The organism is Streptococcus parasanguinis (assembly GCF_964238605.1).
GTDB lineage: Bacteria > Bacillota > Bacilli > Lactobacillales > Streptococcaceae > Streptococcus > Streptococcus parasanguinis_AJ.
Genome location: NZ_CAXSMM010000007.1, coordinates 24095 through 36982, shown reverse-complemented (window position 1 = coordinate 36982; position 12888 = coordinate 24095). Strand labels below are relative to the sequence as shown.

Below are 12888 nucleotides of genomic sequence, written 5' to 3'. Positions count from 1 at the left end.
TAATTTATCACAAAGAGAGTCACATGTATAAGAATCTGCTCAGAGATGCTCAATCCCTATTACATAACAGATGCTGATTTTGAGAAAATTTCACAAACTATAGTAGAATAGGATATTTTATTATAATTTGCATGCACCTCTAAGGCTTGTAGCTGTAGGAAATCGAACAAAAAGAGGCTGGGACAAAAGTCCTAGCCTCTTAACTGTTTTTGGATTGTCGAGCAAGACGCAGTGGTTGAGTAGGCTCTACTACGCTAATTTCATTAGCTTTTACAGCCCTACTCAACTGTGCGGAGGTGAGACGACGAAATCGAATTCTAACGAATTACCGATTTCTGTCCCACTCTCTTTTTGTTTCATTTAATCAATTTTCGCAACATTGAGAAGCAGAGAGCTAATCAAAACAGACAAAGAACTAAGGGCCATGGCAAGACCTGCTAGTTCTGGATTGAGGGTCAATCCCAGTCCTACAAAGACTCCAGCAGCAATTGGAAGCCCAAGGAGATTGTAGATAGAGGCCCAGAAGAGATTGAGTAAAATCCTGCGGAAGGTCTTTTGACTCATGTCAAAGGCGCGCACAACGCCAAGCAAATCATTTTGCGTGAGCACGATGCCACCGGACTCGATCGCAATATCCGTTCCAGATCCCATAGCGATCCCCACATCCGCGATCGAGAGAGCTGGAGCATCATTGATCCCATCTCCAACAAAGGCGACCTTGCTAGTTTCTTGCAGTTTTTGGATGGCGCTAGCTTTTTCTTGAGGAAGGACATCAGCAATGACGGTGTCAATTCCCACTTGCTTAGCAATAGCTTGGGCCACCCGTTCATTATCCCCCGTTAACATGACCGTTTTCAAGCCCCGTTCTTTGAGCTTTTTGATCGCTTCTTTTGAGCTGGCCTTCGGAGCATCTTGAATGGCAATCAAGCCAATCACTTGCCCATCCACAGACAAACTGATCACTGTTTTGGCCTGCTCTTGCAACTCTACCATCCGTTTTTCAAGCTCCGGATCCATCGCTGTCCCGTCATGAAGTTTACCATTTCCCAAGGTCACCAACTGCTGGTCGATCTGACCTTGGACCCCTTTTCCTTCAATCGCTTGGAAGTTTTCCACAGGGGATAACACCAAACCTTTTTCTTCTGCTTGGGATAACACCGCTTGGGCTAGTGGATGTTCTGAAAAAGTTTCAAGACTAGCAGCCAGTGTCAAGACACGCGCTTCATCTCCTACAACATCGGTTACAAGTGGTTGACCAATAGTAATAGTCCCTGTCTTATCAAACACAACGGTTTGAATCTTTTGCACTTCTTGAAGAACTGTTCCATTTTTAATCAGAACCCCCATCTTGGCACTACGGCCGGTTCCGACCATCAGGGCTGTTGGGGTTGCTAAACCAAGGGCACAAGGACAGGCAATAATGAGGACAGAGACTGCATAGAGCATGGCCTCTTGAAGCGACGCGCCCAGAAGCACGGACCAAACCCAGAAAGTCGCAATGGCCAAAATCGTCACCACTGGAACAAAGATACCTGAAATCTTATCCGTCAAATCTTGAATAGGAGCACGACTGGATTGGGCCATTTTGACAAAGTCCACAATTTGAGATAAGAGGGTCTCACTACCGACTTTTTCAGCCTTAAAGAGAATGGTCCCATTGCTGTTGATAGTGGAGCCGATCACTGCATCACCAACTGATTTTTCCACAGGCAAGCTTTCACCTGTCACCATCGACTCATCAATGGTCGTACTTCCTTCTACAATCGTCCCATCAACCGCGATCTTTTCCCCAGGACGGACCCGAATCAAGTCACCAATTTGGATATCTTCCGCCGCCACCTCGACATAGTTCCCATCACGGAGAACTTGAGCCGTTTTTGCCTGCAAATCCAACAACTTTTCCACAGCCTCGGAGGCATTGTTACGCATCCGTTCTTCAAAGATTTGCCCTAAGAGGATAAAGAAGATGATAAAACCCGCAGCCTCAAAGTATACTGGCTGACCAGTAAAAAGGGCAAATACACTATAGACATAGGCTACCAGGGTTCCAAGAGCTACCAAGGTATCCATATTGGAATGGTGCTTCTTAAATGAGGCCCAGGCACTCTTGATAAAAGGTACTCCTGCTACCAACATGATCGGCGTTGTCGCTAGAAAAGTCCCCCAGCGACTGACTGGATGGGAGACAAATCCTGCCCACATCCCAATCATCAAGATCAATAAAGGAAGGGTAAAGATACTAGTAATCCAAAAGCGACCCCGTAAACTTAAGACACGACGGCGTTTTTCCACAACCGTGTAGGAACCCTTTTGCATCTTCATTCCACATGAGAACTCGAAGTCCCCTGTTTCTGTCGGGGTAAAGGATATCACCTTATCCACACCGACTTCCAAAGGCTCTAAAATCCCCTGATCTTCAAATAAAATTTCCTTGTAACAGCCGGAAGGATTGACCCGATGGAAGGTGATTTCAGCAGGGATCCCTTTTTGAAGTTGAAATTCCTTTGGACTATAGCCCTTTTCTGCTGTAATATGGATCTTTTGCACTCCGTTTTCCACAACTGCTTTTTGTTTTTCTACCATACCTACTCCTTTATTCCACAATCATTTGACCATGCATCATGTTCATTCCACATGAATACCCATATTCGCCCGCTTTTTCTGGCGTAATTTCAATGACATGTTTTTCACCTAAAGGCAAATCTTCATGAACGCCAAAATCTGGAAAGATCACTTGAGCCAGACATGAAGATGGATCCTTGCGATTAAAGATGATCCGGGCTGGAATATTCTTTTTCAGGACAATGGTTTCAGGCGAATAGCCCCCCATGACTTCGACTTCAATTTCTTGATAACCTGATTTCTGACGAGCGTGGCCGCTTACCTTTTCATGCTCTGCAAAGAACCACCAAGCAATAAAAGCAACCATAAGTAAACAAACAATACTAATCAACAATCCAAACATGGAATTTCCTTCTTTCTATTACATACAATTGCAAGGGACTGTTTCAACAGCCTCTGCTTTCTTTTCTTCCAGGACCTGCTGCAGCTGATTAAGATCTGCCAGCGTAAAGTCACTCGCCTGAATCAAGTTTTCAAGCACCTGGACAATTCTTTTTGAGCAAACCTTGTCTTTCACCTCCTCAACCACCAAGTCTAAACTCTGGTCCTGCTTCAACAAAGCCGAGTAGACAAAGGCTTTGCCAGATTTTTCTCTGGTCAGACAGCCTTTCTCCACCAAGCGCGTCAAGAGGGTCTTGATGGTCGACTTCGACCAGTCAAAGCGCTCGGACAAGACGGCGATCAAATCCCTGCTGGTCTGCTTGCCTTCCATCCAGATAATCTTCATGATGCGCCATTCCGCATTGGAAATTTGCATGGCTTCTCCTTTCTAAATCTACATTTGTAAATCTTATGATGCTATTTTACACCTAAGATTTACATTTGTCAACAAAAAGTTTTAAAAAAACAAATCTTCCTTTGAAGATTTGTCTGATTGGGCTTTTTTCACTCCCTATTTTTATCTCTATAACGTCTCCTGCAGAGCTTGGGCTAGGATGCGGTAACCGGCTACATTTAAATGGAGGCCATCTGTCGTATAGGCTTCCGCCAACTGCCCCTCTTCATCCAACAAAGACGAATACACATCGACATAGCTAACCTGGTGGTAGGCCTGAGCCAATTCGCGATAGGCTTGATTGAGGGCTTGAATTTTTTCATTGGTCCGCACATAGACCTTTTGCTTGTAGCGTTCTTCTTGACTCACCGGTAGAACCGAGATCAGGTTGATGTGGGTCAGCGGAAAGTCCCGCATGATCGCTTGTAAGACCGCTTCTACATTGTCTAAGGTTTCCTTTTGAGGGATTTCTTTTCCGATATCATTGGTCCCGATCAAGAGAAAGATCTGATCCACCGCCGTTCCAAAGACATGAGCATCTAGATGTTTACGAAGGAGATCCGTCTTATAGCCTCGTACTCCTCGATTGACCATGTGTTTGGGACTTTGTAATAGTTCATAAATGGGGAAATACTCTACGATGGAGTCTCCGATAAAGATCAAACCAGGCTCTTTCAGAGGGGCTTGATTGAGTTCCCGATAGGTTGTTATGATTTTCTCCTGCTCCTTTAAGAGCCAGTCTTCTAACAGTTGTACCGCCATCTAATTCTTTCCTTTCACTTGTTCCCAGGGGGTCAATCCTAAATACTCTTCGATCACCTGGTAGACACCACCTTCCTGATGGCTCGGTGCTAAGTGTTTGGCAACAGCCTTGACAGCTTCTTCTGCATTGGCCACAGCATAGGAGTGAGCAGCCATTTCAAGCATTTCGATGTCGTTTCCGCTATCCCCAAAGGCCATGACCTGGCTAGCATTAAGTTGCCACATCTCCATTAATTGAGCCAATCCCCAAGCCTTGTGAATGCCGGCTTGTAAGAGATCCATGCTGCCAAAACCGCTCGAAACCGCCATGAGCTGATCTCCAAAAGCCCGCTGGACTTCTTGGCTCACTTGATCGAGACGATCCAAGCCAACCACCAAGCTCATTTTAAGCACCTGATCAAATAGATCTGCTGTCAATTCCGGAACAAACTTCATCCGCTTGTACAAGGCTTCAATCACTTCTGCCTGCATGAATTTCTCAACTTCTGTAAAGACCATTCCTTCCTTGACAAAGCCACCATTGACAGCTGACACAACCAGCTGGTCTGAAATTTCCCGCCCCTTAAAATAAGCAAGCACCGCCTCTACTAGTTCTCGATCCCAGAATTTTCCTAGAATCATCTGGTCATCCTCAAAAATCCGAGCTCCGTTGGCTACGACTAGAGTCACCCGCTTGACCAAAGGACCCAAGAGATGGCGCATGCGATGGATTTCATTTCCCGTCGCAATGACAAAGCGAATCCCTTTTTGATCCAAGTGGTCCAATAGCCTTTCCAGGCGCGGAAGATCCACCTCTCCTCGCTCATCTAATAAGGTTCCATCCATATCTGTTGCAATTAACTTAATCATACAATCTAACCTTTTCCCTTTCAAAGGGTGTAAATTATCTGGTTCCATTATACCACAGATCAAGCAAGTCAAAACCACCCGTGAAAACAGGTGGCTTCCTCTTGGGTTGAAGGTTCCTACTGATGGCCAGGGGATCTTATGAATATAAGCCCTTTTCCACACTTTCCTGAATTAACTCTTCTGTCAGTTTCCATAATTCTTCCGATTCACTTTTTATGAACTTTTTCTTTTCTAATACCATCTCTGAACGGATATGATCGGGATTATAATTGACTTCTGACACTTCTAAGTGATTGATCAGTGGTACCAATGCGTCAATCACTCTTGCATATCTTGCCTCAGGACTCTGCCCTTTTTCAAACTCCAACCACGATTTTTTCATATTCAAATATGTTGCTTCTGGAAGGAGACTCATTGTTTTTTCTATAGATGCTAGCTCTCTATCATGAGCATGAAGCTTTTTTTCATCATCAAATACCCAAGTATCTCCAGCATAAATCTCACCTAAATCATGGATCAGTAACATAGAAATCACCTTTTCCATATTCAATTTTTCAGGATAATAATCTTGCAGAACCATCGCAGCTATCGTACCCTGCCAAGAATGCTCGGCACTATTTTCAAACCGTCCATCAAGGGTTCTATTAAACCTTGTTACTGACTTTAATTTCTCGATTTCTTTAATAAATTCAACTGTCTGATTCAAATCACTCATGGCGACACCAACCTCCCTATTCGAAATTACGACTATCATACCAAAAATCAGGTTTTCCATAAATGAATTCCCGTATTTGCAAAAGAAAATGCCCCCCCCCTTTTTCGGAGCACCTTCATTTTTCTAACAAGACTACAAGGGCAAGCAAAAAAACTAACCAGTCTTTACCGGTTAGCTTCTATTTTTCACCCAACAAAGGCCCAAATAATGGCAATCAGCACTGCCGGAAGGAGATTGGCGACCTTGATTCGTTTGCCCCAGATGAGGTTGATCCCAACACAGAGAATGAGGCTGGAGCCAACCAGTGAGAGATTAGACAGCGCTTGTGGGGTCATGATCGGTGCGATCAAATGGGACAACAGCGTAATCGCCCCCTGAAAGATCACGAGTGGGACCACCGCAAAGATGGCACCCTTTCCTTTCGAAACAGTCAAAACCAAAACGATGACCATATCCAGAATAGCCTTAGCCAACAAGGTCGAGGTGTCACCTGTCAAGCCATCCTGGACAGCTCCGACTACCGCCATAGCCCCGATACAAATGGTCAAGGCCGTCGTCATAAAGGCATCGACAAAGCTGGAATCGCCTTGGTTGCCCGTCTTTTCCTTCAGCCAGGTTCCCAGTCGCTCAAAACCCTCCTCAATCTTCAAGAGTTCCCCGATAACGGTCCCGATTACTAGACTCAGAATCAACATCATACTGCCGTGACTCTCCACATGACTTCCATGCACCACCAGCATCTTTTCCAAGGTCCCTGCAATACCCAAGACAAAAACAGCAACTCCTGTCACTTTCAGAAGGGTCTCATGAAAATCTTCTGATAAACGTTGACCGATGAGCAGTCCTAAAAGCCCACCAAATACAACTCCTAAGGCATTATAAAAGGTCCCTAAACCGATCATTTACAAACTCCTTCGTTCATTTTTCATTCTTTTTCAATTTCTTTCAAAGACCAGTACCCCGTCTCTTCATACTGGTCAATCAAGTCCTTGGCTGTTTGCGTAATCTCCTCTGGATAATGCAGGCTTTCTAGGGTATTTACCGCATTTTTAGTCACAGCTGACCCTGGCTTGATCTGGTAGTCAAAGACGATCTTGCCATCCACATAGCGACTGTCAAAATGGTAATTATCATTGACCTCACCAGAGGCTGCGACCAGCTCAATATCATGGCTGGAAATCATGTAGAGGCAGTTTTGGGCAGCCAACCAGCGGACAATCCCAAGGCCTGATCCGATCCGCTCGATGGTATTGGTCCCCTTAAAGAGCTCGTCAATAAAGAAGTAGTGAAAACCAGGCTTTTTCAGATGCTGAATCATACGCAAAATAGCTTTACTCTCAGTGATAAAGTAGCTATCTCCAACTTCAATATCATCGCTCACATCCATAGCCGTTAGGACATGACCGTAAGGAAGGGCCAATGTTTCTCCATAGACAAAGCCCAGCCCTTGGGCCAGAATGGCATTGATGGCGACGGTCTTCAAATAGGTTGATTTCCCAGACGCATTGTCCCCACTGATGACCATATTTTTTTGAAAATGCACATCATTGGCAATCGGATTAGACAGCAAGGGATGATAGAGCGTCTCGCCTTCAATTCCGCCCGTTTCCGTAAAGACTGGATGGCAGACCACTTCTAGGTCCCGTTTGTGGCGCAAGAGACTAATAGCGACTTCCATCTCCCCTAGCAGATCCAGAAGCTTCTGGGCCTCTTTTTGATGAGCCTTCACCTGATTGTAAATATAAACCTGAGCGATCTGCGGGAGTAAAAAGAGGACGTTGAGGTAGAGGAGAATAATTTCCATCTCAGAAGTCCCCGTTGGACTCTGCAAGACATTGGCAAGGATCCGCGTTTTTTTAAAGGGTTTGACCGCCTGCTTGAGTTCTTCTTGTTGTGGCAAGGCTAGATGGCTCAAGCGTTCTGCCGAAGCAAAGATGCGGACCAGATAACTAACATTGTCCAGACGGATTTTATTGGACCAATTGCGCAAACTTGAAAAAACGATATTAAAGACCACACTGATCACCAAGAGGGTAATGGCCCCAACCGGCTCAAAGGGGATGGCAAAGAGACAGAGGATTGGAAGACAGGCCAAGGCTATATAGAGGGGCAAACCTGCATAATGCTTGCCAGGATTTGCGACAATGCTACGCGCCATGTTGTGGTTCTTCTTGCCCAGTTGGTTAAAAATGACTTGGATCTTGAGCCGCAAATCGGGATGCTCTTCAAAGAAGGCTTCTAAGTCATGAAGCTGATCCTGAGGCTGGAATTCCAGCAGGCGCATTTTTTGATAGAGAGCTTCTGCTCCAAGGCTCGATTGGGTGTAATTGAGCTGATCAAAGACTGCGTCCAAAGCCAAGTCATGCCAGGTCTGATCATCCACTTGGCTATCGATCGTCTTTCCCTTAGCTGGATAAGCCAGACTGTCAATCAAACTTTCTTCCGTGTCTTTCTTGCGAAAGAAAGGCGCTCCATCCCAAGCTTTTTTCAGCTTTTGCTTGAGGCGGATGGCCGTCAGAAATTTGGTTGCCCAAATCACCACCATCAATCCTAGAATCCCAAGCGGAATCCAGTTCACATTTCCTTCCATGCTCTATTCCTTTCCATTCTGAGGCCAGTCCAAGTGAACATGTTCCTTCATTTCTCGGTAAGCCGTGTCCACTCTCTCCTTGGTCTCCTCATCTAGCTTGTCGCGGTATTTGCCCCCCTGGATAAAATCTTCCAAGATATAGGTCTGGTACTTGTACAAGTCATAGCCTTCAGGAGAATAGGTGCCCTTCGGAGTCCGACTGACCCAGGTTGGATGAGCAGTAGCCGTCTTAATCCGTGTCTTGCGACCAACCTTTTCGATGGTCACATCCATCAATACCCCTCGCTCTGTCCATTGGGCAGTCTCCACATCCCCCATGGTTTCCAGACGCTGATTGGACAAGAAATTCCCCATTGAGTAGATGATGAGCTTGTTTTGACCATCTTTATTGACCACTTCAGCAGGCTCTACAACATGGGGATGCCCGCCAAAAACGATATCAGCGCCCCAAGAAATCATTTTATGATAGAGCTCTTTTTGCTCTTCTGTCGGCTCTAACTGGTACTCAACTCCCATCTGGGGCATAACAATGGTGATATCAGCCTCTTGCTCCGCCTTTTGGATCTCTGCCTTCATCCGTTCTTCGTCTAGGTCAGACAAAACATTCGCCTGCTCTTCTGGAGTAAGGGTCGTTTCCATTCCATTAAAGCCGTAAGCGTAGGCTAGAATAGCAATCTTGATGCCATTCACTTCCTTGATCACTAAGGGGGCCTGGCCTCTCTTTTCATGCGTGTAAACACCGACAGGGGTGATGCCTGCATCTTCAAAGGCCTTGGCTGTCGAATAGACCCCTTCTAGGCCTGAATCCAGGATGTGGTTGTGTCCCAAATCCATGACATCATAACCAGCATCCTTGATGGCTGGTACGACTTCGCTTGGCGCATTAAAGAGGGGATAACCTGACAAATAGTAATTCGGGTCAATGGTTCCCTCAAAATCACCCAAGGCCAGATCCGCCTTTTGTAGCCAGGGTTTGACATACTCATAATTTTCATGAAAATCATAGGTCCCATCTTCTTTTTGTGCACTCATATAGACCAGATCATGATAGAGCTGATCTCCATTAGCCATGATCCGCGCTGTATGAGGAATCTGATCAGCCGGTGTTTTTGCCTTGTACACAACCTCTGGCCGTTCCGTTGCGGTGATCGGAAAGCCTTGAAACTTTTGTACCCACAAGATGGCATTAGCCACGATAAAAACGACAGACAAGAGCACATAGACAAACTGTTCATTGGTCAGCTGAATCCTTGAAAAGAGACGATCAAAAGCCCAGTCAAAGGCCGCCGATAGCTCTTTTCCCATCGTTTTGATGGTTCCTTTCACACTCTCCCACTTCTCTAACATTCCTACCTCTTCTTCGTACCTAGTTTCTCCAATGATCCGCCAACAAATTGAGCTGTCATTGAAATACTTTCTCTTCATTGTATCACAATTTTTAAGAAGAGAAAAAAGAGAGCAGGACAGAAGCGCTATTGTTTAGAAACGCTTCTTTGTCCTGCTCCTGCACAGTTGATGGATTCATGTAAATGATCGATCATCACTTCTTATTGTTTGATTTGGACAAGCTGATTGCAACCATGACAAGACTTAGGAAAAAGGCCGAAAACAACCCTTTTGTCGTCCGATTCATAAAAGGTTGATGGAATACAAAATGATTATAGGCAGTAAATCCTAACCCAATCAGAGTCACCATAGCCGAAAGCGCAAAAATTGTTAGCCACAAATTTCTTTTTTTCATCATTAACTCCGTTTTTCGATCTACTAGAAAGACCCTCTTATTTCAAAGCCTTTAACAAATACCCATAACCTTCTTGCTCCATTTCCTCTTTTGGAATAAAGCGCAGAGAGGCCGAATTGATACAATAGCGTAGGCCACCTTGGTCTTTTGGTCCATCGGTAAAGACATGTCCGAGATGGGCATTGCCAGATCGGGAACGAACTTCGATCCGCTCCATCCCGTGGCTATGGTCCTGGTAATAGTGGACAACATCTTTGGCAATGGGACGGGAGAAACTTGGCCATCCACAACCAGACACAAACTTATCCTTGGCAAAAAAGAGTGGCTCCCCAGTCGTAATATCCACATAGATCCCCTCTTCAAAGGTCTGATCATAGGCATTGTGGAAAGGACGTTCCGTCGCACTTTCTTGGGTGACTTGATACTGCTCTGCTGTCAATTTTGCCTTTAAGGTTTCTTGATCTGGCTTCTGATAGGCTGCCGGATCAATCAAGGGCTGCTCAGCATCCGTCACATCAATATGGCAATAACCTCCAGGATTCTTCTTGAGGTAGTCTTGGTGGTAGTCCTCAGCTAGGATGTAGTGGCGCAAAGGTTCCAACTCAACCGCTATTTTACTGCCCAGTTGCTTCTCTTCTTCCGCAAACACTTGGGCGATCACTTCACGATCTGCCTCGTCTGTATAATAGACACCGGTTCGATATTGGCGTCCGCGATCATTTCCCTGTTTGTTAATGGACAAGGGATCGATCACCCGGAAATAGTAGAGCAGAATCGCCCGTAGGGTGATTTTATCTGGATCGTAGATGACTTCTACAGTCTCTGCGTGATCCGTTTCCTTGATCAGTTGGTAGTTGGTCGTTTCTACCTGGCCATTGGCATAGCCCACCGTCGTCTGTTCTACACCAGGGATACGTGAAAAATATTCCTCTAAGCCCCAAAAACAGCCACCTGCTAAATAAATCTCTGCCATCTTTTTTCCTCGCTTCCTGCATTCCCCACAAGGAACGCTTCTTACTATTAGCTCCATCATAATCCAAGAGCCTCAGATTTTCAAGGATTCTGCATCAAAAATCCCTTCTACTATATGTAAAAGGGATTCAATCCTTCTTATTTTTCAAATAAGAAAAAGAGCGAGTAATAGAAGTTCCAAAACGATAGGGTTAACTGATGTAGAAAATCATGAAGAACTACCATGACCAACACCTCCTCTGAATATCTGTGGACAAACACAAAGCTAGATTCAACTACAAAACCACAGTCGGTCCATAAACCTGTAACTGAGGCTTCACTACCTCATAATGCCAGTGATCATAAGCTCGCCAAGCTTGAAAGGCTTCTTCGTTCAATGCTAGCCCACCCAGACCAATCAATAGACTGGCGGTCTGGTAAAACTTTTCCAACTCAATCAACAGACGATTGTCTACCCGCCTAGCCTTTCGTAAGCCTTTCAATATCTGATCTAGATTTTCTCGAAATCGAAGGGCATCTAAACTGGGGGTGAATCCCTTAGAAAAGGCTGTTTGAAGAAGGGTGATCGTCGTTCTTGCCTCTTGAATCACATCCCTTTCTTCCATAGAAATCACCTTCCTTTTCACCTCCATTGTACACCTTTTTCTCTCTATAAAAATGGAAAATTCCTAAAACTAGGAACAGAATGAGGTTGGGTCAAAAGTCCTAGCCTCTCAATTATTTTTGGATTGTCGAGCAAGACGCAGTGGTTGAGTGGGCTCTACTACGCTGATTTCATCAGCTTTTACAGCCCTACTCAACTGTGCGGAGGTGGGACGACGAAATTGAATTCTAACGAATTACCGATTTCTGTCCCACTCTCATAAAAAACTTCCCCAAGTTTCCACTTGAGGAAGTTCTTTTCGAAAGATTAGTCAATGTAGTGCAATTTCCCACGGAAGTCTTCCAGGCTTTGGTATCCTTTTTCTTCCATGATGGCTTTGAGCTCCGCAGTGATGCGTTCAAATGCTCCTACTCCTTCTTTATGAAGCGTCGTGCCGATTTGCACCATACTAGCCCCACAAAGGATATGTTCAAAGGCATCGCGACCGGTCAAGACACCTCCTGTCCCCACAATCTGAATTTCTGGATTCAGACGTTGGTAAAAGGCATGGACATTGGCGAGAGCCGTTGGTTTGATGTATTCTCCGCCAATCCCACCAAAGCCGTTCTTAGGACGAATCACCACGGATTCATCCTCAATGTAGAGGCCATTTCCAATCGAGTTGACGCAGTTGACAAACTTGAGCGGGTATTTGTTAAAGATCGCTGCTGCTTGATCAAAATGAACGATATCAAAATAAGGTGGCAACTTGATCCCTAGAGGTTTGGTGAAATAGGCAAAGACCTCGGACAAGATCCGATCTGTCGTATCAAAATCATAGGCAATCTGAGGTTTTCCAGGGACATTGGGACAAGATAGGTTCAACTCTGTCAAGCCTTTAAAGTCACTGTCTTGCACCTTTTTCAAGATGGTATGAGTTTCTTCAGGAGACATGCCGACGAGAGATAAGAAGAAGGTCCGGTCAGGATCCGTTTCTTGCAACTCCAATAAGTAATTCAAATAATAGTCCAACCCTTGGTTAGGCAGCCCCATCGAATTGATCGAACCAAGCGGCACATCTTGGTAGCGTGGCTCTGGATTACCAGCACGGAATTCTAAGGTCGCTGTCTTGGTCACAAAGGTCCCCGCAGCTGAGTTCTTCACTTCTTCTAATTCCTCAGTGGTCATACAGGCTACACCTGCCGCATTCATCAAGCAGTTGTCAAATTCAAAACCAGCAATTTGCGTTTTTGTCGATACCATCTTGTACTCCTTTTTT

12 protein-coding genes are annotated in these 12888 nt (G+C 45.2%); all 12 read right to left on the bottom strand.

The window, feature by feature from the left end:
• Window positions 1-360: 360 nt before the first annotated feature.
• Window positions 361-2583, bottom strand: a complete 2223-nt coding sequence (locus tag ACESR9_RS06530; protein WP_373106138.1) for a heavy metal translocating P-type ATPase — start codon at window positions 2581-2583, stop codon at window positions 361-363.
• 10 nt (window positions 2584-2593) lie between these two features.
• Entirely contained in the window at window positions 2594-2965 is a 372-nt protein-coding gene (locus ACESR9_RS06525) for a cupredoxin domain-containing protein (RefSeq protein WP_373106137.1), read from the bottom strand.
• 18 nt (window positions 2966-2983) lie between these two features.
• A complete protein-coding gene (locus ACESR9_RS06520) occupies window positions 2984-3379 on the bottom strand; it encodes a CopY/TcrY family copper transport repressor (protein ID WP_373106136.1) in 396 nt (131 codons plus the stop codon).
• A 147-nt stretch (window positions 3380-3526) separates the two neighbouring features.
• Window positions 3527-4159, bottom strand: coding sequence for an SGNH/GDSL hydrolase family protein (locus ACESR9_RS06515; RefSeq protein ID WP_373106135.1), 633 nt, complete (start codon window positions 4157-4159; stop codon window positions 3527-3529).
• The gene (locus ACESR9_RS06510; protein WP_373106134.1) at window positions 4160-5008 is read right to left on the bottom strand and encodes an HAD family hydrolase; all 849 of its coding nucleotides are present in this window, start codon (window positions 5006-5008) and stop codon (window positions 4160-4162) included. It lies immediately after the preceding gene.
• A 136-nt stretch (window positions 5009-5144) separates the two neighbouring features.
• Complete coding sequence (locus ACESR9_RS06505; RefSeq protein ID WP_373106171.1) at window positions 5145-5723, bottom strand: HD domain-containing protein; 579 nt, start codon at window positions 5721-5723, stop codon at window positions 5145-5147.
• Window positions 5724-5908: 185 nt separating this feature from the next.
• Entirely contained in the window at window positions 5909-6625 is a 717-nt protein-coding gene (locus tag ACESR9_RS06500) for a DUF554 domain-containing protein (protein ID WP_373106133.1), read from the bottom strand.
• Between the two features lie 23 nt (window positions 6626-6648).
• Window positions 6649-8313 carry a MutS-related protein gene (locus tag ACESR9_RS06495; protein ID WP_373106132.1) on the bottom strand — a complete coding sequence of 555 codons (1665 nt, stop codon included), beginning with the start codon at window positions 8311-8313 and terminating at the stop codon, window positions 6649-6651.
• 3 nt (window positions 8314-8316) lie between these two features.
• Window positions 8317-9660, bottom strand: coding sequence for a CapA family protein (locus tag ACESR9_RS06490; protein WP_373106131.1), 1344 nt, complete (start codon window positions 9658-9660; stop codon window positions 8317-8319).
• Window positions 9661-10091: 431 nt separating this feature from the next.
• Complete coding sequence (gene msrB, locus ACESR9_RS06485) at window positions 10092-11027, bottom strand: peptide-methionine (R)-S-oxide reductase MsrB (protein ID WP_070466575.1); 936 nt, start codon at window positions 11025-11027, stop codon at window positions 10092-10094.
• Window positions 11028-11301: 274 nt separating this feature from the next.
• Window positions 11302-11658 carry a helicase BlpT gene (locus tag ACESR9_RS06480; RefSeq protein ID WP_070466577.1) on the bottom strand — a complete coding sequence of 119 codons (357 nt, stop codon included), beginning with the start codon at window positions 11656-11658 and terminating at the stop codon, window positions 11302-11304.
• A 278-nt stretch (window positions 11659-11936) separates the two neighbouring features.
• Entirely contained in the window at window positions 11937-12872 is a 936-nt protein-coding gene (locus tag ACESR9_RS06475; RefSeq protein WP_049474144.1) for a dihydroorotate oxidase, read from the bottom strand.
• Between the last annotated feature and the right edge of the window lie 16 nt (window positions 12873-12888).